At 41.6% G+C, this 21602-nt stretch carries 14 protein-coding genes; 2 read left to right on the top strand and 12 right to left on the bottom strand.

Features of this window, described 5'->3' with window-relative positions; all coding sequences use genetic code 11:
• Positions 1-38: 38 nt before the first annotated feature.
• The 8 genes from K1I71_RS00380 to rpoB form a co-directional block, all read right to left on the bottom strand.
• Complete coding sequence (locus K1I71_RS00380; protein WP_223329889.1) at positions 39-1295, bottom strand: competence/damage-inducible protein A; 1257 nt, start codon at positions 1293-1295, stop codon at positions 39-41.
• Between the two features lie 77 nt (positions 1296-1372).
• A complete protein-coding gene (lytR, locus tag K1I71_RS00375) occupies positions 1373-2428 on the bottom strand; it encodes a glycopolymer--peptidoglycan transferase LytR (RefSeq protein WP_223329888.1) in 1056 nt (351 codons plus the stop codon).
• Between the two features lie 7 nt (positions 2429-2435).
• The gene (locus tag K1I71_RS00370; protein WP_223329887.1) at positions 2436-2954 is read right to left on the bottom strand and encodes a GNAT family N-acetyltransferase; all 519 of its coding nucleotides are present in this window, start codon (positions 2952-2954) and stop codon (positions 2436-2438) included.
• Positions 2944-3387 carry a tRNA (adenosine(37)-N6)-threonylcarbamoyltransferase complex ATPase subunit type 1 TsaE gene (gene tsaE, locus K1I71_RS00365; protein WP_223329886.1) on the bottom strand — a complete coding sequence of 148 codons (444 nt, stop codon included), beginning with the start codon at positions 3385-3387 and terminating at the stop codon, positions 2944-2946. The genes K1I71_RS00370 and tsaE overlap by 11 nt, the downstream gene beginning before the upstream one ends.
• A gap of 95 nt (positions 3388-3482) precedes the next feature.
• Positions 3483-4115 carry a competence protein gene (locus K1I71_RS00360; protein ID WP_223329885.1) on the bottom strand — a complete coding sequence of 211 codons (633 nt, stop codon included), beginning with the start codon at positions 4113-4115 and terminating at the stop codon, positions 3483-3485.
• Positions 4116-4245: 130 nt separating this feature from the next.
• Entirely contained in the window at positions 4246-4668 is a 423-nt protein-coding gene (gene ndk / locus K1I71_RS00355) for a nucleoside-diphosphate kinase (protein ID WP_223329884.1), read from the bottom strand.
• Positions 4669-4965: 297 nt separating this feature from the next.
• On the bottom strand, positions 4966-8643 hold the full coding sequence (gene rpoC, locus K1I71_RS00350; protein ID WP_033686295.1) for a DNA-directed RNA polymerase subunit beta': 3678 nt from the start codon (positions 8641-8643) through the stop codon (positions 4966-4968).
• A gap of 38 nt (positions 8644-8681) precedes the next feature.
• Entirely contained in the window at positions 8682-12287 is a 3606-nt protein-coding gene (gene rpoB, locus K1I71_RS00345) for a DNA-directed RNA polymerase subunit beta (RefSeq protein ID WP_223329883.1), read from the bottom strand.
• A 483-nt stretch (positions 12288-12770) separates the two neighbouring features.
• Here rpoB and K1I71_RS00340 point away from each other — a divergent pair, with 483 nt between their 5' ends.
• Together K1I71_RS00340 and K1I71_RS00335 are read left to right on the top strand one after the other, a co-directional pair.
• Positions 12771-14249, top strand: a complete 1479-nt coding sequence (locus K1I71_RS00340; protein ID WP_223329882.1) for an AcpB/EbpR/MafR family transcriptional regulator — start codon at positions 12771-12773, stop codon at positions 14247-14249.
• 114 nt (positions 14250-14363) lie between these two features.
• Positions 14364-18260, top strand: coding sequence for a pullulanase (locus K1I71_RS00335; protein WP_223329881.1), 3897 nt, complete (start codon positions 14364-14366; stop codon positions 18258-18260).
• Between the two features lie 75 nt (positions 18261-18335).
• On the opposite strand, the gene K1I71_RS00330 is transcribed toward K1I71_RS00335, so the two are convergent.
• The 4 genes from K1I71_RS00330 to K1I71_RS00315 form a co-directional block, all read right to left on the bottom strand.
• Complete coding sequence (locus K1I71_RS00330) at positions 18336-19100, bottom strand: amino acid ABC transporter ATP-binding protein (protein WP_045605074.1); 765 nt, start codon at positions 19098-19100, stop codon at positions 18336-18338.
• 9 nt (positions 19101-19109) lie between these two features.
• Complete coding sequence (locus K1I71_RS00325) at positions 19110-19832, bottom strand: amino acid ABC transporter permease (protein ID WP_223329880.1); 723 nt, start codon at positions 19830-19832, stop codon at positions 19110-19112.
• A gap of 3 nt (positions 19833-19835) precedes the next feature.
• Positions 19836-20528, bottom strand: coding sequence for an amino acid ABC transporter permease (locus K1I71_RS00320; protein ID WP_049501821.1), 693 nt, complete (start codon positions 20526-20528; stop codon positions 19836-19838).
• A gap of 177 nt (positions 20529-20705) precedes the next feature.
• Positions 20706-21584 carry a transporter substrate-binding domain-containing protein gene (locus K1I71_RS00315; RefSeq protein WP_223329879.1) on the bottom strand — a complete coding sequence of 293 codons (879 nt, stop codon included), beginning with the start codon at positions 21582-21584 and terminating at the stop codon, positions 20706-20708.
• Between the last annotated feature and the right edge of the window lie 18 nt (positions 21585-21602).

Raw genomic sequence — 21602 nt, 5'->3', positions numbered from 1 at the left:
CTAATGGTCCTCAGACCTATCTACTATTATATCAAAAGTTAGTCACTTAATAAAGCCTTGCGAACTAGGTTAAAGGCATGCATAACCGCAATGTGACGTACATCTGCTCGACTTCTGCCTCCAATATTAACCTTGATGACCTCAGTTCCTTGCTCTTGAGCCAAACCTATAAAGACTGTCCCAGCTGGGTGCCCTTCTAGACTATCTGGACCTGCCACTCCAGTCAAACTAAGGCCAAAATCAGACTGGGTCTTGATTCGTGCCTGCTCAGCCATCTTTTGAGCTGTAAATTCAGACACCACACCCTGTTCTTCTAAATCCTTGACAGGAATATCCAACATTTTTGATTTTTCCTCCAGGTTATAGGTCACAAAACCACCCTTAAATATACCTGAAACTCCCGAAAAATCCGCTACCCTAGCTTGGAAAAGACCTGCCGTCAAACTCTCTGCAGCCGTGATGGTTTTCCCTTGTTTTTTCAGTTCCTCTACCACAATGCTGGCCAAGCTAGCCTCCTCTCCATAACCATAACAGAGGTCTCGTAAAGAAATTCCTTCGAAAGTCTGACGATCCAAGATTTGATTTTCCAAGAGATCCAGCGCTTGATTCGCCTCTTCTTGACTGCTAGCCTTTGTTGACAGACGCAGAGTGACTTCTCCTGTCTTAGCATAAGGGGCCAAGGTCGGATCTGTTTGATTATCAATCAAATCAGACAAAATCGTAACCAACTGACTTTCGCCAATCCCAAAGAAACGAAGAACTCGGGAATATAGCTTACTCCCTGTCATCAACTTAGGTAGAAGTTGGTTTAAAACCATGGGTTTTAATTCACTTGGTGGACCGGGAAGGACGACATAGGTCACTCCATCGACTTCCAATATTCCCCCCACAGCCAGTCCTGTTTCGTTTGGTAGTGGAGTCGCCCCTTCTACAAGTTGAGCTTGTCTTTCGTTATTCGGTGTTCGGGCATAGTCTGGTCTCTGGGCAAAAAAGACATCCAACTTCTCCTGCGCCTGAGGATCGAAGACTAATTCTTTCCCTAAAAATTTAGCTAGAGTTTGTTTAGTTAGGTCGTCCTCAGTTGGCCCCAAACCACCTGTCAAAATCACCAGACTGCTGCGTTGACTGGCAATCTCAAGCAGGGACAAGAGACGAGCTTCATTGTCTCCTACAGCCGTCTGAAAATATACATCTACCCCAATCTCTGCTAGTTTTTCCGACAAAAACTGAGCATTGGTATTGACAATCTGTCCTGTCAAAATCTCCGTTCCAACAGCAATGATTTCTGCTTTCATATTTCCTCCTACCTATCTATTCGTATTTTTTTGAAAAAATCGCAGGAAACTTCCCACGATTTCAACTATAAATTAGATTATTCTACATCTTCTTGATTTCTTGTACTACTAATCGTACCTGTTCCCAAACCGATACCATTTTGATTTCCGAGAACATTTTCATATAAGACTGCATTTGTCTCTAACTCTGTCACCTTCGGTTTATCAAGTGAAGTTCTCAAAAGATTCTGGATCTCTAACAAATGGTTAGCAGTTACGATTTGATAAGATATTCCTTGCAATTCAGCATCTTCTCCTCGTAATTGTTGGGTTTCAATCGTTTTAAACGAGTCCTTGTAACCTAACAAACTTGGGATACTCTTAGCAGATAAATCAATGTTTGTTTGCATATTAGTACTTAGGGCTTTTAAGATAGATTGATAGTGACTAACACTATTCAAACTAAGAACTTTTTCAACAACCTTTTGAATGACTTCACGCTGACGTTTCTGACGTCCGTAGTCCCCTTCTGGGTCCTGGTAGCGCATGCGAGAATAAACAAGAGCTTCATCTCCATTTAGAGTTTGTTGCCCAACACCAATAGAAATGGTATTAAATTCCTCCTGGTCACTGATAGAAATCGGGAAACCTAGAGTGTTGTTGACGGTTATACCACCCACTGCATCAACTAATTGTTGCAATCCGTGCATATTGACCATAATATAGCGATCAATATGAATATTCATCATCTTCTGAATAGTTGAAATAGCCAACTCTGCACCACCATTGGCATAAGCAGCATTTAGTTTTTCTTCCTCAATCCGCCCATCTTTTTGCTGAATTTTTGTCAAAATATCTCGCTCCAAACTCAACATCATGGTCTTTTTCGTGTGCGGATTAACTGTCAAAAGAATCATGGAATCACTATTTCCCTCCCAAGGGTCCGTTCGTTCTTCGTTTCCAGTATCAACTCCCATCAAAAGAATCGTTAAGGGTTCAGTCGCCTCAATAACATTGGTTTCTTCCCCAATCTTTTTATAAGTCCGTGATAAGGTTTCTGTACCTTGCTGATAAATCGTATAAGCAAAAACACCCACACCCAAAACTGTCACAGCTAGAAAAGCTAGCACCATTCCAATAATTTTTTTAACCATATTTCTATCAATCTATCAGTCTACCCATCAGGTAAACATCTATAAATTTCCCTTCTTCTATGTACGCACCGCGCTCTTGTCTACCTTCAATTACAAAACCATGCTTTTGATATAAATGAACTGCAGCCTGATTACGAGTTTGGACAGTGAGTTGAAGTCGACGAAGAATGCCACTAGTCTGTGCCCATTCTACGACTTCTTCAAGTAACAAACTTCCCAGTCCATTATTCCAATACTTCTTACCAATCACAATGAAGAGATCTCCAATATGACGAACTCTCTTGCGTTGATCAGCTGTGATATTTACAAGACCAGCAATTTCATCATTCAGCAAAGCCAGTAAAGTGATTTGATTTTCCAAGTGAGCCTGTTTATCCAAAAACAACTCCATCTCAGTATCTGTCATCAAAATGCCATTACTGTCCAGACTGGTAAAATCTGTTTCTACACTGACACGATTTAAAAATGATACTAACTCAACAGCATCACCAGGTTCTGCTTCTCTAATGAGCAATTCATACTCCATGTTGAAGCTCCTCTAAGAGTTTTTCTGCACGCAAACCCTTTGCTTGGAAATGTAGTCTGCGACCCTCTTCTTCTTTTAGAATTTCCAATTCTAAATAGGTATCTGGTAAGGCATCACCTAAAAGATGTCCCCACTCGATGACAGTCACGCCGCCACCAAAGAGAAACTCATCCAAATCAATAGAATCAGCATCCCCCTCAATACGATAAACATCTAAATGATAAAGAGGAAGACGACCTTCATACTCTCTTACGATAGTGTAGGTTGGACTCTTAATCATCTGAGTAATCTGTAATCCTTTAGCAAGACCTTTTGTAAATGTCGTTTTGCCTGCTCCAAGTTCACCAGTTAGAATTAAGACGTCATTTTTTTCTAATAAATAGCCCAAACGTTCACCTAAGGACTGTAACTCTTCTTCGTTTTTAGTGTACATGTTTCTATTATACCAAAAAGTTGCCCTTTGTCGAGATATTATCTGTGAATTCCATATTATAAATTGTAAAACTAGAACTATCTCTTTTTTTGTTCTTAAAATAGAAACAGCAAGAAGACAACTAACAAGATATCTCTCATCAAATGGCTGTAAAATGAGACTTCCCAGCGAATAACTTTTGGCACCAACAGTCCTAGAAATAGCATTCCCAAGGAAATATAAAAGGTCATGGATAATAGCATCCAAGGATTTCTGAGGAAGATTAGAATAGCTAGTCCACTAATAAAACAAATTTCCTTCTTTCCCAAAAACTTTTTCACTCCATTTACATACTTCTTAATCGGCAGAAAAACTAACAAATCAATACCAAATAAGAAAAAGAAACTCGGAAGAAAGGCTTCCACAAATCCTTCTACGGATGTATTTCCTACAAGGATATGTTCTATGACAATTAAAGCTAAACCCAAAATATTTACTAAGAGCAAGAGACTATACAAGAATTGTTGCTTATCTTCCTTAAAAACTGAGTAAGATTGATTTCGCTGTCCACTATAGTAGTTTATCCCTGCCCCAATACTGGCAATGAGCAACATGCCAACTAGATAATAGAAGCAGTTTTGATTTAACATCAAGGCCCAAGTCGATAAACTTAAACAAGAACAGCTACTAAGGCCAAAAACTGTCAGCAATAACAAAATACGAATTTGCTTTTTCATTTTTTCCATCATTCTTCCTCCCTTACTTGCTCTTATTATATGCTAGAAATCCTCACCATTGCTAGAATATTTCTCAACTGTCAGTTTTCTACTCTAAAATGCAAAAAAGTTTGATGCAAGTATCCCTTACATCAAACTTTTACTATTTCTCTTCAAACCAAAGAGCAATTTCTCTCTTAGCTGACTCTTCTGAATCTGACCCATGTACAACATTTTGAATAGCTTGGTTTTCTCCAGCAGCTTTTGCAAAATCACCTCGAATCGTTCCTGGTAAAGCTTCTTCTGGACGAGTTGCGCCCATCATAGTCCGCCAAGTTTCGATTACTTTGGGTCCAGAAATGATACCTACAAGAACCGGTCCTGAAGTCATAAATTCACGAATCGGTGTGTAAAAACTTTGACCAACCAAGTCGTGATAGTGCTGGTCAATCAACTCTTCTGAAACCTGTGAACGCAACTCCAATTTTTCGATTGTAAATCCACGTTGTTCAATGCGTTTCAACACCTCACCCACTAATCCTCTTTTTACACCGTCTGGTTTAATGATAAAAAATGTTTGTTCCATACCCGTCTCCTTTGTCAGCTTCTTTCTTTTATACTCTTCGAAAATCTCTTCAAACCACGTCAACGTCGCCTTGCCGTAGGTATGGTTACTGACTTCGTCAGTTCTATCCACAACCTCAAAACAGTGTTTTGAGCTGACTTCGTCAGTTTTATTTACAACCTCAAAGCAGTGCTTTGAGCAACCTGCGGCTAGTTTGCTCTTTGATTTTCATTGATTATTATTTTACCACATTTCATGGAAAAAGGGAGAAAGTTTTCAGAAAAGAGAAAGAGAACCCGAAGGCTCTCTCATTCTCTTTTATTCTACTGTTTCTTCCACAGTTTCAACGGCAGTATCCACAACTACTTCTGTTGTTTCTTCATTTCCTTCTTCCTCTACTGGAGGATTAAGATATTCTTCTTCGTTGACAGCATGTGGTTCAAGGTTACGGTAACGGGCCATACCAGTACCTGCTGGGATGATCTTACCGATGATAACATTTTCCTTGAGTCCAAGGAGATGGTCTTTCTTACCGCGGATAGCTGCATCTGTAAGGACACGAGTTGTTTCCTGGAAGGAAGCCGCTGACAAGAAACTGTTTGTTTCAAGTGAGGCTTTGGTAATTCCCATGAGGACTGGTCGACCAGTCGCTGGAACTCCACCTGCGATAAGAACATCTTTGTTGGCATCTGTAAAGTCATTGATATCCATGAGGGTACCCATGAGAAGATCTGTGTCACCTGGATCCATGACACGAACTTTACGGATCATTTGACGAACCATTACCTCGATGTGTTTGTCACCGATTTCTACCCCTTGGCTACGGTAAACTTTTTGTACTTCGCCGAGAAGGTACGTTTCAACTGACAAGACATCACGGACTGCAAGGAGACGTTTTGGTTGGATAGAACCTTCTGTAAGAGCAGCACCACGCGCTACTTGGTCCCCAACTTCTACACGCATACGAGCTGTAAATGGAACGACATATTCACCTTCGCCAGTTTCACCCTTAACAAAGACTTTCTTAGTACGAGTTGATGCATCTTCTTCGATGGCAGTAACTTGTCCTTTAACCTCTGTGATAACCGCTTCCCCTTTAGGGTTGCGGGCTTCAAAGATTTCTTGGACACGAGGAAGACCCTGAGTGATATCGGTATTTGAGGCAACCCCACCCGTGTGGAAGGTACGCATTGTAAGCTGTGTACCAGGTTCCCCGATAGATTGGGCAGCGATTGTTCCAACTGCTTCACCAACTTCAACCGCATCACCAGTCGCCAAGTTGATACCGTAACAGTGACGGCAGACACCGTGACGAGTGTTACATGTAAATACGGAACGGATAGTCACTTCTTCCACACCAGCATTGACAATTTCACGCGCCTTGTCTTCTGTAATCAACTCATTTGGACCAATGATCACTGCACCAGTTTCTGGATGTTTAACGGTTTTCTTAGTGTAACGACCGTTGAGACGTTCTTCTAGAGACTCGATCATCTCTTTTCCTTCTGCGATAGAACGGATCAAGAGACCACGGTCAGTTCCACAGTCGTCCTCACGGATGATGACGTCTTGGGCAACGTCAACCAAACGACGAGTCAAGTAACCTGAGTCGGCTGTCTTAAGGGCCGTATCGGTCATACCTTTACGGGCACCGTGAGTTGAGAAGAACATTTCGAGTACTGACAAACCTTCACGGAAGTTTGAAAGGATTGGCAATTCCATGATACGTCCGTTCGGAGCTGCCATCAGACCACGCATACCGGCAAGCTGTGAGAAGTTTGAGATATTACCACGGGCTCCAGAGTCCATCATCATAACGATTGGGTTCTTAGGATCTTGGTTGGCAATCAAGCGTTTCTCAAGTTTTTCACGGGCAGCACGCCATTCAGCTGTAACGGCATTGTAACGCTCGTCGTCTGTAATCATACCACGACGGAATTGTTTTGTGATTTGTTCTACACGTTTGTGTGATTCTTCAATGATTTCAGCCTTGTCATCAACGACTGGAATATCGGCAATACCCACTGTCAATCCTGCAAGAGTTGAGTGGTGGTAACCGAGGTTCTTCATACGGTCAAGTAGGGCAGAAGTTTCTGTCGTACGGAAACGTTTGAAGATTTCAGCGATGATATTCCCAAGGTTTTTCTTCTTGAATGGAGGGTTAAGCTCAAGATTGCTGATAGCTTCCTTGATATCTCCACCAAGTGGCAAGAAATATTTAGCTGGAACGCCTTCTGTCAAGTTGGCATTGTTTGGTTCTTGCAAGTATGGTAGCCCCTCTGGCATGATGTCGTTGAAGAGGATTTTACCAACTGTTGTGAGCAAGACCTTATGTTTTTGCTCTTCTGTCCAAGGCTTGTTGAGGCTGTCTGTTGCGATACCAACACGTGAGTGGAGGTGAACATAACCATTACGGTAAGCCATAACCGCTTCGTCACGGTCTTTGAAGACCATTCCTTCACCTTCACGACCAGCTTCTTCCATAGTCAAGTAGTAGTTACCCAAAACCATGTCCTGAGACGGAGTAACAACTGGTTTACCATCTTTCGGGTTCAAGATGTGCTCAGCAGCTAGCATCAAGATACGAGCTTCTGCTTGGGCTTCTTCTGAAAGCGGTACGTGGATGGCCATTTGGTCCCCGTCAAAGTCGGCATTGTAGGCTTCACAGACAAGCGGGTGCAAGCGAAGGGCCTTACCATCAATCAAGACTGGCTCGAAGGCTTGGATACCCAAACGGTGAAGGGTCGGTGCGCGGTTCAAAAGCACTGGGTGTTCTTTAATCACTTCTTCAAGAATATCCCAGATACGCTCATCTCCGCGTTCCACCAAGCGTTTAGCAGCTTTGACGTTTTGCACGATATCACGGGCAACAATTTCACGCATCACGAATGGTTTAAAGAGCTCGATCGCCATTTCACGTGGCACACCACATTGATACATCTTAAGCGTTGGACCAACGGCGATAACGGAACGTCCTGAGAAGTCAACACGTTTACCGAGCAAGTTTTGACGGAAGCGTCCTTGTTTACCTTTAAGCATGTGGCTCAATGATTTCAATGGACGGCTACCTGGTCCTGTGATTGGACGACCACGACGACCATTGTCAATCAAAGCATCAACTGCTTCTTGAAGCATACGCTTCTCATTTTGAACGATAATACCTGGTGCATTCAACTCAAGCAAACGAGCCAAACGGTTGTTACGGTTGATAACACGGCGGTAAAGGTCATTCAGGTCAGATGAGGCAAAACGGCCACCATCCAACTGCAACATTGGACGAAGATCTGGTGGAATAACCGGAAGGATGTTTAGAATCATCCATTCAGGTTTGTTTCCAGACTTGTAAAAGGCATCCAAAACATCCAAACGACGGATGGCTTTGACACGTTTTTGTCCAGTCGCTGTTTTCAACTCTTCTTTGAGTTCAGCAATTTCTTTTTCAAGATCTACTTGTTTCAAGAGGTCTTGGATAGCTTCGGCACCCATCTTGGCAACGAATGAACCATAACCATACTCACGCAAGCGCTCACGGTATTCGCGCTCTGTCATAATAGACTTGTGCTCAAGTGGTGTATCCTTGGGATCAATCACCACATAAGCCGCAAAGTAGATAACTTCCTCGAGGGCACGAGGGCTCATATCAAGGGTCAAGCCCATACGGCTTGGAATTCCCTTGAAGTACCAGATGTGAGATACAGGAGCTTTCAACTCGATGTGCCCCATACGCTCACGACGAACTTTTGTACGCGTTACTTCAACCCCACAACGGTCACAAACAATCCCTCTATAACGAATGCGTTTGTACTTACCACAAGCACATTCCCAGTCTTTTGTAGGTCCAAAGATAACTTCATCAAAGAGACCTTCACGTTCTGGTTTCAAGGTACGGTAATTGATTGTTTCAGGTTTTTTGACTTCTCCATAAGACCATGAACGGACTTTACTTGGAGAAGCTAGGGTGATTTGCATACTTTTAAAACGATTTACATCAACCACTATTTCTTCCCTTTCTATTCTAAGTGAACTGCTTATTCTTATTCAGCAGCTTCTTCTGTTGCTTCCGCTTTTGTTGCTTTCTCAGCTTCTTCAGCTTCAAAGGCTGCTTTAGCCTCTTGTGCTGCTTTTTCGCGGGCTTTTTCAAGGTCATCTACGTGGATGACATCTTCGTCCATTCCTTCATCCAAGTCGCGAAGTTCCACTTCTTGGTCATCTTCGTCTAGGACACGCATGTCAAGACCAAGAGATTGCAATTCTTTGACAAGAACTCGGAAGGATTCTGGAACACCTGGTTTTGGAATTGGTTTTCCTTTTGTAATGGCTTCATAAGCTTTCAAACGTCCGTTGATATCGTCAGACTTGTAAGTCAAGATTTCTTGGAGGACATTTGAGGCACCGTAGGCTTCAAGAGCCCAAACCTCCATCTCACCGAAACGTTGTCCACCAAACTGAGCTTTACCTCCGAGTGGTTGTTGGGTAACGGTTGAGTAAGGTCCAACTGAACGCGCGTGCAATTTATCGTCAACCATGTGGTGGAGTTTGATCATGTACATGACTCCGACAGAAACACGGTTATCAAATGGTTCACCAGTACGTCCATCGTAAAGGATCGTTTTGGCATCGCTATCCATACCTGCTTCTTTAACAGTTGACCAAAGGTCTTCAGAACTTGCTCCGTCAAAGACTGGTGTTGCGATGTGAATACCAAGAGTACGAGCCGCCATACCAAGGTGGAGCTCCATAACCTGACCGATATTCATACGTGATGGCACCCCAAGTGGGTTCAACATGATATCGACTGGAGTTCCGTCTGGAAGGTAAGGCATATCTTCTACAGGAACGATACGAGAGACAACCCCTTTGTTTCCGTGACGTCCGGCCATCTTATCTCCGACCTTAATCTTACGTTTTTGAGCGATGTAGACGCGAACCAGCATGTTAACACCTGATTGCAGCTCATCTCCATTTGCACGTGTAAAGATTTTAACATCACGAACGACACCATCGGCACCGTGTGGTACACGAAGAGAAGTATCACGCACTTCACGTGACTTGTCTCCAAAGATAGCGTGCAAGAGACGTTCTTCAGCTGAAAGGTCTTTCTCACCCTTAGGTGTTACTTTACCTACAAGGATATCACCTTCTTTAACCTCAGCACCGATACGGATAATACCCATTTCGTCAAGGTCTTTAAGGGCATCTTCACCAACGTTTGGAATTTCACGAGTAATTTCTTCAGGTCCAAGCTTTGTATCGCGCGTTTCTGATTCGTATTCTTCAAGGTGGACAGATGTATAGACATCGTCTTTGACCAAGCGTTCGCTCATGATAACGGCATCCTCGAAGTTGTAACCTTCCCAAGTCATGTAGGCAACGATTGGGTTTTGTCCAAGCGCCATTTCTCCATTTTCCATGGAAGGTCCGTCAGCAATGAAATCGCCTTTTTCAACGACATCGCCAACTTTTACAAGCGTACGTTGGTTGTAAGCAGTACCTGAGTTTGAACGACGGAATTTCTGGATGTGGTAAACGTCCAATGAACCATCTTCACGACGAACTTCTACCTTGTCAGCATCTGCATAGGTAACTTTACCGTCATACTGAGCAATCACAGCAGCTCCTGAATCGTGGGCTGCTTGGTATTCCATACCAGTACCAACGTAAGGTGCTTTTGGATTAATCAATGGCACAGCCTGACGTTGCATGTTGGCTCCCATGAGGGCACGGTTGGAGTCATCGTTTTCCAAGAAAGGAATACATGCTGTCGCAACGGCAACTACCTGTTTTGGTGATACGTCCATGTAGTCAACAACATTAGCTGGATACTCTTGGTTGACCCCTTGGTGACGTCCCATGACAACTTTCTCAGCAAATGTTCCATCTTCATTCAGACGAGAATTAGCCTGTGCTACAGTAAATTCATCTTCTTCATCGGCTGTCAACCAAACGATTTCGTTCGTAACAACACCTGTTTCACGGTCAACTTTACGGTATGGTGTTTGAACAAAACCATATTTGTTCAAGTGTCCGTAAGATGACAAGTTATTGATCAAACCGATGTTAGGTCCTTCAGGTGTCTCGATTGGACACATACGACCGTAGTGAGTGTAGTGCACGTCACGTACTTCATATCCAGCACGGTCACGTGTCAAACCACCAGGTCCCAAGGCTGACAAACGGCGTTTGTGAGACAACTCAGAAAGTGGGTTGTGTTGGTCCATGAACTGTGACAACTGTGATGAACCAAAGAATTCTTTAACCGCAGCTGTTACAGGACGGATATTGATAATTTGTTGTGGTGTCAAGACTTCGTTATCTTGAACAGACATACGTTCACGGACATTACGTTCCATACGAGAAAGTCCAAGACGTACTTGGTTAGCAAGCAATTCACCAACCGCACGGATACGACGGTTCCCAAGGTGGTCGATGTCATCTACACGGCCAAGTCCTTCAGGCAAGTTGAGGAAGTAGCTCATCTCGGCAAGAATATCTGCAGGAGTGACGATACGAACCTTGTCATCTGGATTAGCATTACCAATAATAGTTACAACACGGTCTGGATCAGTTGGAGCAACAACCTTGAATTTTTGAAGAACAACTGGCTCAGTCACAACGGCTGCATCATTTGGAATGTAGACAATCTTGTTCAAGTCGCCATCCAAATGGCTTTCAATACTTTCAATCACGCTACGAGTCATGATTGTTCCAGCTTCTACCAAGATTTCGCCCGTTTCAGGGTCTACCAATGGCTCCGCAATGGTTTGGTTAAGCAAACGTGTTTTAACATTGAGTTTTTTATTGATCTTGTAACGACCAACGGCTGCCAAGTCATAGCGACGTGGGTCAAAGAAACGAGCCACAAGCAAGCTACGTGAGCTTTCAGCAGTCTTAGGCTCACCTGGACGAAGACGTTCGTAAATTTCTTTCAAAGCTTCGTCGGTACGAGAGTCCATTGGGTTCTTGTGGATATCTTTTTCAACAGTGTTGCGAACCAATTCGCTGTCACCAAAGATATCAAAGATTTCATCATCACCTGAGAAACCAAGAGCACGAACCAATGTCGTAAATGGAATCTTACGAGTACGGTCGATACGAGTGTAGGCGATATCTTTTGAGTCACTTTCAAGTTCCAACCAAGCTCCACGGTTAGGGATAACAGTTGAACCGTAGCCCACTTTACCGTTTTTATCAACTTTATCGTTAAAGTAAACACCTGGTGAGCGGACCAACTGAGATACGATGATACGTTCACCACCATTGATGATGAAAGTACCCATTTCTGTCATGATTGGGAAATCACCAAAGAAAACTTCTTGGGTTTTGATTTCGCCTGTTTCTTTATTGATCAAGCGGAAGGTTACAAAAATTGGTGCTGAGTAGCTAGCATCGTGAATACGAGCTTCTTCTAGCGTATATTTTGGTTCCTTGATTTCATATCCAACAAATTCCAACTCCATTGTGTCTGTGAAGTTTGAAATTGGCAATACATCTTCAAACACTTCCTTCAGACCATGGTCTAGGAAATCTTTGAATGAGTCAGTTTGAATTTCAATCAAATTTGGTAAGTCAAGAACTTCTTTGATTCTTGAAAAACTACGACGGGTACGATGTTTCCCGTATTGAACGTCATGTCCTGCCAAGATGATTCTCCTTTGTAAATAAGTTCCAAGCCTTGTCAATCAGGCTTTTCTAATCGTCATATGGTTTTAAAAACCCCTATCACCGTGTCCTCTTGATAAATTTTCAGAATCTTTAAGTCTTTGTTACAAACACTCAAAATCCTGAAAAAAAGCACAAAAAGAGCAGCTAAATCTGACTTTTTCAGAAGATTTAACTGCTGTGAGCCTTGTCTGGACAATATTTCAGACAAAACCTACGACAAATGATTATTCATATTATACCCTATTTAGCTAGATTTTTCAAGGGGATTGACGAATTTTTGACAAAATCTTTTCCTATAAAAAAATTAAATTCAACGATCGCTTTGCAAATTTCATTTTCAGTTTAGTAGTTCACAAAAATATGGTAAATTAAGATTTCCCTATTTTATCATAGGCTGTTTTTCTTGACTTTACCAGGCTTTTCTTTTAATATATATGTATAAATATATAGGGAGGTTTGTGATGAATATCTTGCTGTCTAAAACTGAACAAGACTCGCTATTCTTACTGGAAGAATTAACCAAACACCATGATTGGATAGAACTCCCAGTCTTAGCTGAGAAGCTGAATTTTTCAATCGAAGAATTGCAAGAACACCTTTTTAAGCTTGAGCAATTATTTCCTAACCTCCTGTTTCAATCAAGAAAAAAAGGCATTCAATTGCAGTTTGAAGTACGAAACTCCTTAGACCCTAGGATTACTATCTTTGAACAATCTGAAACCTACTCTTTTTTGAACTACCTGTTTTTCAAAGAGGGACAACCACTTGAGCAAATGTGTCAGGCACTTGTGATTAGCTGCGAACGAGTTCAGGAAATCATCCAGCATCTAAATACTAAGCTTCCGCAACACTATGGCATCAGTATTCAACCTTCCCCTTTAGTCATGGAGGGAGAAGAAGAGGACATTCGCGCCTTTTATCTAGACTACTTTAGCCAAAGTTACAGTTTTCTTGATTGGCCCTTTCCTTCTATTTCTGAAGAGGCACTCACTCACTTGATTCAGCTATTTTTGGACGCCCAACAAGTTTCACCCAACCTCAGTAGTTTACGACAAATCAAATATACTCTAGCTATCAATATAGAGCGCTTTAATAAGGGGCATTTGATTGAAAATCCTACTCCTCTTTTAACCAGTCACTACAGCACCCTCATGCAGATTACCCAGTTTGAACAAGATATCAAAAAGCTGGCTAAAAAACTTCATTTTGAACCGAAAAAGGAGACGCTAGAACAGCTATTTTCAAATCCAGTAAAGTCTCCTCAAATCATAAACAATCCTAGCAATGGAGCACTGGGTAATATTCATCATATCCAAAAATCTTACCGTTTATTGAGCCAAATCCTAGAAGAACTAGCTAAAGAATTTCACCTACAGATTGAAAATCGCGAGGAATTGATTTGGCTCCTCCACTACACTGCCCAATCTGATTTCTTTCATTTACTCAGTAACCAGTCTCTCGACAGACAGAAATCCCAAATTTTAAGCAGTTATCAAGTAGAATTTCCAAAACTATTTGAAGTAAGTCAACACAAATTCCAATCTTACCTTACTGAAATGGGGCTAGAAAATCACCCAAGTAAGCTACAAGAACTTGTCTACACCTTTTCTATCCAAGGGCAACGAATTTTAGTCCAATTACTTCAAAAACTTCCCAAAATACGTGTTTTAGTCATTAGTCATTTGGATAGTCATCACGCACAAAACCTTATCGACACCCTTGCTCACTACGGCAATAATCTCTATCTCTTTGATTCTTGGGAAGAATCTACGATTTCTTTCTCAATTCTCAATCAAATTCCTCACGATATTATTATCACTACCTTTCCTGTCACCAACTCTCCTAAACCACTTATCTACAATCGTAACTTCTCTACTTCAGAATTATTTCATCACCTTCACCTTCTTGCTTCTCAAATTCATAAAGAAAGACTGGCTTAATCGTAACAAAATTTGTTGCGATTTTTTCTTTTATTTTAATTTTAGGAAAACGCTTGCATCTTATTTTACTAAGTGCTATACTGATGATAGAAATATATTGATTGGAGAATCATTATGAGAAAAATACCATCTCAAACTGAGAAAAAAATGGTTTACAGCATCCGTTCCCTCAAAAATGGAACTGGTTCTGTCCTTATTGGAGCAAGCCTTATTCTGCTTGCCATGGCTACACCAACTATCTCAGCAAACGAAAATACACCAACCACTAACGAACCCAGCAACAGAAATACAACCTCCCTTACTCAACCTCTTACTGATGCAACAAACATCGCTGGCAAGAACGAAAGCGATTTTTCTTCACCTGATAGTGCAAACGCTTCCCTAGAGAAAAAAGAAGAAAAAGCTGCAACAGAGGTACCAACTCCTGCTACAACACCAGCCGATTCAGCCCCACAAACCGGACAAGATCGTTCAAGTGAACCAACTACTTCTACGAGTCCAGTAACGACTGAAACTAAGGCAGAAGAACCAATAGAAGACAACTACTTCCGTATCCATGTCAAAAAGCTTCCTGAAGAAAACAAGGATGCTCAAGGACTATGGACTTGGGACGATGTTGAAAAACCATCTGAAAACTGGCCTAACGGAGCCTTATCCTTTAAGGATGCCAAAAAAGATGACTATGGCTACTACCTAGATGTCAAATTAAAGGGAGAACAAGCCAAGAAAATTAGCTTCCTCATCAATAATACAGCTGGGAAAAATCTAACCGGCGATAAATCGATAGAAAAACTGGCACCAAATATGAATGAGGCTTGGTTGGACCAAGAACACAAGGTTTTCTCTTACGAGCCACAACCTGCAGGAACTATTCGCGTCAACTACTACCGTACAGATGGCAACTATGACAAGAAATCTCTCTGGTACTGGGGAGATGTGAAAAATCCAAGTAGTGGTGAATGGCCTAACGGAACAGATTTTACGGCTACAGGCAAATATGGTCGCTATATCGATATTCCACTCAAAGATGCAGCTAAAGACCTTGGATTTTTATTACTAGACAGAAACAAACAAGGAGACGATGTGAAAATCCGTAAAGAAGATTATAAGTTCACAGATTTAAAAAATCATAGCCAAATTTTCCTAAAAGACGATGATGAATCGATTTACACAAATCCATACTATGTCCATGATATCCGTATGACAGGAGCCCAACACGTAGGCACTTCTAGCATTGAGAGTAGTTTTTCAACACTTGTCGGTGCTAAAAAAGAGGATATCCTCAAACACTCCAACATCACTAATCACCTAGGAAATAAAGTAGCTATCACCGATGTTGCAATCGATGAAGCTGGTAAGAAAGTGACCTACAGTGGAGATTTCTCGGACACAAAATATCCTTATACCGTGAGCTACAACGCTGACCAATTCACTACCAAAACAAGCTGGCGTCTGAAAGATGAGACTTACAGTTATGATGGCAAACTTGGAGCTGACCTAAAAGAAGAAGGAAAACAAGTTGATTTAACCCTTTGGTCACCAAGTGCTGACAAGGTTTCTGTCGTTGTCTACGACAAGAATAACCCTGAAAAAGTGGTTGGAACTGTCGCTCTTGAAAAAGGGGAAAGAGGAACTTGGAAACAAACTCTAGATAGCACAAACAAACTCGGAATCACAGATTTCACTGGATACTATTATCAATACCAAATCGAACGTCAAGGTAAAACTGTTCTTGCACTCGATCCTTACGCTAAGTCCCTCGCTGCTTGGAATAGTGACGATGCTAAGATTGACGATGCCCATAAAGTGGCTAAAGCCGCCTTTGTAGATCCAGCCAAACTCGGACCTCAAGACTTGACTTATGGTAAGATTCACAATTTCAAGACTCGTGAAGATGCCGTTATCTACGAAGCTCATGTGCGTGACTTTACTTCAGATCCTGCCATTGCAAAAGACTTAACCAAACCATTTGGTACCTTTGAAGCATTTATTGAAAAACTAGACTATCTCAAAGACTTGGGTGTAACCCACATCCAGCTCCTTCCAGTCTTGTCTTACTACTTTGTCAATGAATTGAAAAACCATGAACGCTTGTCTGACTATGCTTCAAGCAACAGCAACTATAACTGGGGATATGATCCTCAAAACTACTTCTCCTTGACTGGTATGTATTCAAGCGATCCTAAAAATCCAGAAAAACGAATCGCAGAATTTAAAAACCTCATCAACGAGATCCACAAACGTGGTATGGGAGCTATCCTAGATGTAGTGTATAACCATACAGCCAAGGTCGATATCTTTGAAGATTTAGAGCCAAACTACTACCACTTTATGGATGCTGATGGGACACCTCGCACTAGCTTTGGTGGTGGACGTTTGGGAACAACCCATCATATGACCAAACGACTCCTAGTTGACTCTATCAAATATCTAGTTGATACCTACAAAGTCGATGGCTTCCGCTTCGATATGATGGGAGACCATGATGCCGCTTCTATCGAAGAAGCTTACAAGGCTGCACGCGCCCTCAATCCAAATCTAATTATGCTGGGTGAAGGTTGGAGAACTTATGCCGGTGATGAAAATATGCCTACTAAAGCTGCTGACCAAGATTGGATGAAACATACCGATACTGTCGCTGTCTTCTCAGATGACATCCGTAACAACCTCAAGTCTGGTTATCCAAACGAAGGTCAACCTGCCTTTATCACAGGTGGCAAGCGTGATATCAACACTATTTTTAAAAATCTCATTGCTCAGCCAACCAACTTTGAAGCTGATAGTCCTGGAGATGTTATCCAGTATATCGCAGCCCATGATAACTTGACCCTCTTTGACATCATTGCCCAGTCTATCAAAAAAGACCCAAGCAAGGCTGAAAACTATGCTGAAATCCACCGTCGTTTGCGACTTGGAAACCTCATGGTCTTGACAGCTCAAGGAACTCCGTTTATCCACTCTGGTCAGGAATACGGACGTACTAAACAATTCCGTGACCCAGCCTACAAGACTCCAGTATCGGAGGATAAGGTTCCAAACAAATCTCACTTGTTGCGTGATAAGGACGGCAATCCATTTGACTATCCTTACTTCATCCATGACTCTTACGATTCGAGTGATGCTATTAACAAGTTTGACTGGACTAAGGCTACAGATGGAAAAGCATATCCTGAAAATGTCAAGAGCCGTGACTATATGAAAGGGTTGATTGCTCTTCGTCAATCTACAGATACCTTCCGACTTAAGAGTCTCCAAGATATCAAAGACCGTGTCCACCTCATCACTGTCCCAGGCCAAAATGGTGTGGCAAAAGAGGACGTAGTAATTGGCTACCAAATCACTGCTCCAAATGGAGACATCTACGCAGTCTTTGTCAATGCGGACGAAAAAGCTCGCGAATTTAATTTGGGAACTGCCTTTGCCCACCTCAGAAATGCTGAAGTTTTAGCAGATGAAAACCAAGCAGGGCCAGTAGGAATTGCCAACCCGAAAGGACTTGAGTGGACTGAAAAAGGCTTGAAATTAAATGCCCTTACAGCTACTGTTCTTCGAGTCTCTCAAGGCGGTGCCATCGTTGCCCCAGCTGTGGAAGAAAAACCAGAATTTGACCTTTCTAGCTTAAAACAAGAACAAGGTCAAAATAATGTCCAGGACAATATTCCAAACCGAGTAGTCAAACCGGAACAGCAAACTCCAGCTCCACAAGCTAGACCTGATTCTACTAAACCAGATGCAAAAGTAGCTGATGCGGAAAATAAACCTAGCCAAGCTACAACTGATTCACAAGCTTCACAACCAACACAAGAAGCACAACCATCATCTGTAAGTCAAGCTGTTCAAAACGAATTGGTAGAAAACTCTAGCAAGGAAAATATACCTGCACCTCTAGCTAAACAAGCTGAACTTCCAAATACAGGAATCAAAAACGATCACAAACTCCTGTTCGCAGGAATTAGTCTCCTCGCCCTTCTACGTCTCGGGTTCTTACTAAAAAACAAAAAAGAGAACTAAACTAGCCCTCCTATAGAACAATCCCCCAAGTCTTAACGCTCGGGGGATTAATTTTTGCCCTGATAATCCTATCTATCAAATCATATATTCCACACTATAGGTCGCATCCGAAAGGATTCGTGCCAAAAATTGCTTGGTTCGTTCTTCTTTTGGACGACTAAAGAATTCATGGGCATTATTTTCTTCAACAATTTTCCCGCCATCCATAAAAATGACATGATTGGCTACATCTCTAGCAAAGCCCATCTCATGAGTCACTACTACCATAGTAACCCCTTCTTTAGCTAACTGTTTTAAAACATCTAAAACATCCCCTACCAACTCTGGATCCAAGGCTGACGTTGGCTCATCTAATAAAATGACCTCTGGTTTCACAGCGATGGCACGCGCAATGCCGATTCGTTGTTGCTGGCCTCCAGAAAGCTGAGAGGGATAGTAATCTTTATAAGCTAGTAAACCAACTTTTTCTAAGGCAGCTTCCGCACGTTTGGTTGCTTCTTCCTTAGGAATTTTCCGAGCAATAATCAAGCCCTCCAAAATATTTTCCAAGGCCGTTTTATTAGCAAATAAATTATAATGTTGAAAAACAAAGGCAGTCTTCTGGCGAATTTCTAAAATATCTTTTTTGGTCAATTTGCCAAGATCGTATTCTTTATCAGCAAGCTTCAAAGAGCCACTATCGGCTTTTTCTAAATGATTGAGACATCTGAGAAAAGTCGTTTTACCTGATCCAGATGGCCCCAATATTACAACCACATCCCCTTGGTTGACCTTGAGATTAACATCTTCTAGGACTTGTCTGTCTCCAAATTTTTTTGCAACATGTTCTACTTGTAACATTGTCTCCTCCTATGCTAAACCTGTACGGGGCACCACTTGTCCCTGTTCTCTTCGAATATAGCGTTTCTCTAAGATTGAAAAGCCCCATTGAATCAATCCGCAAATAAGAATGTACTGTAAAAAGATCACAAAATAGGATTCAAAATACTGATAACCATAAGAGGCTTCAACACGGGCAATAGCTGTAATATCCTTAATGGTCATCACAAAAACCAAAGAGGTCCCTTTTACAATATTTATGACTAGATTAGCAAGATTAGGCAGGGCTGAACGCAAGGCCTGTGGAAAAATAATCCTCACATAGGCCTGACTATTACTCAATCCAATCGCTTGTGCAGCTTCTAATTGTCCCTTATCCACAGTCAAAATAGCCGAACGTAAGATTTCTGATAAACTACCTGTTGTCATCAGGCTATAGATAATAAAAGCATAATAGATCGGATTGAGTTTAAAGATGTCAACATCACTTCCTATGCTTTTGAGAAATTGATTGAGCAAACTCGGAAACAAACTATAAAAGAAAAGAATCAGCAAAATCGGAGGTGTTGCTCTTATAAAAGCTAGATACACGAGAGAGAAAGTTCGAACACCTTTGACTTTATATATTTGTCCCAGAGCTAAAAACAAGGCTGGTAGAAAACTTAAGACCATGGCTACAATCATGATAATCAAGGTGGTCGGTACCCCTTTTAAGGTCTCTAAAAAGGTTTTTGCAATATAGTCTAAATCCATATCCTATCTCCCTTTCGTTTCCAAAGATTTTTCTAACAAGCGACTCAAGAAGGAAACAGCCAAAGCTACACCCCAATAAAGAATGGCAACCGCTGTATAGGTTTCAAGAGAGTAATTCCCCAAATTGCGACTGATTAAGAGATTCCCAGCCCCCATGACATCCACAAAACCAATCGTATAGGCTAGGGCAGCGTCCCGCATCAAATTTAGAATAGCGGTCGTCACATTTGGAAGGGCTACTTGAAAAGCCTGAGGAAAAATGATTCTCCAAAATGTCTGACTAGGGGTCAGACCAATACTGACTCCAGCTTCCATCTGACCTTTGGGAATTGCCTGATAGGACGCCTTAAATACTTCTGCAATGATAGCCGCAAATAGCAAGACCATAGTGAATAAGACAAAGACCGTCTTAGACCAGTTGTTGATATCTAAATTCAACCACCATTTTAAAAATTCAGGTAAACCATAAAAGACTAAAAACAGTAAGACAATGGGGGGAGTACAGCGAAGAGTGAAAATATAGCCCTTGGAAAGACCTGCAAAAGTCTTGTCTTCTCCCACTTGTGCCCAAGCCAGTAAGCCACCAAAAAGGGAACCAAGAATTGTAGTAAAAAAGAGAATGGACAAGGTCATAGGAAGAGCCTGCCATAAGGTTGGTAAAAATTGGAACACTCTTGAAAAATCATATGAAACCATATAAACCTCTTTCTAATACTCAATAAAAATCAAAAAGCAAACTAGCCGCAGGTTGCTCAAAACAGTGTTTTGAGGTTATGGATAGAACTGACGAAGTCAGTAACCATACCTACGGCAAGGCGTCGTTGACGCGGTTTGAAGAGATTTTCGAAGAGTATAACATACCTGATTGCTCATCTAATCTTTATCAACGTAGCTAAAGACATCTTCTTTAAAGTATTTTTGAGAAAGTTTAGCTAGAGTTCCATCTTCTTTTAATTCTTTAATCGCTTTTTCATACTCTTTAGCAAACTTCTCACCCTTTTCATCACGGTGAATCAATGGATAGGTTGGGATTCCTTTATAAGGGAACCAGCTAAGTTTGTCCGCATATTGGTGGTAAGAACCATCCTCTGCTGTCACTGCTTTTTCAAAAGACAGCTTGATATCAAAGAAGGCATCGTAACGTCCTTCTAAAACCCAAGCATAAGCATCTGCCACCTTGAATGATTCAGCAGCTGTCAACTCAATTGGTGAATCCTTGTGCTTGTCATTATAACTATTGATAACATTCCACTGAGCATTTTGAGGAGAGATGGGTACTAATTTTCCTTTTTCTTTGGCAAAATCGTCAATGTTCTTGAATTTAGCTTCGTCTTCCTTACGAACAGTAAAACCAATAATGCTGGCTCCTACTGGCTCAGATGGAATAATGAATTTCTTAGCCCGTTCATCTGTATACCAAGCACCTTTAGTTCCAATATCGTACTTGCCAGACTCAAGTCCAATCAAGAGATCATCATCACTAGTTCCTGTATACTCAAATTTATAATCTGCTAATTTCTCATCAACCGCCTTTAAAACAGCGACTTCATAACCATCTGATTCCCCTTTTTCGTCAATAAAATCATAAGGAACATAGTTTTGAGTATGGGCAACTTTTAAAGTTGTTACTTGTCCAGATGAAGCTGCATCTGCACCTTTAGCAGATGCTCCTGCTAAAGTTCTACCAATAATTGTTGCTCCAAGCACTGCCGCAACCGCAACTCCACCAATAATCCATATTTTCTTACTCATATTCTTCTCCTTTATTTA

The sequence above is a fragment of the Streptococcus mitis genome, from assembly GCF_019929545.1.
Taxonomy (GTDB): domain Bacteria; phylum Bacillota; class Bacilli; order Lactobacillales; family Streptococcaceae; genus Streptococcus; species Streptococcus mitis_BU.
The sequence above is the reverse complement of the archived record's forward strand: the minus strand, read 5'-3'. Positions and strand labels throughout refer to the sequence as shown.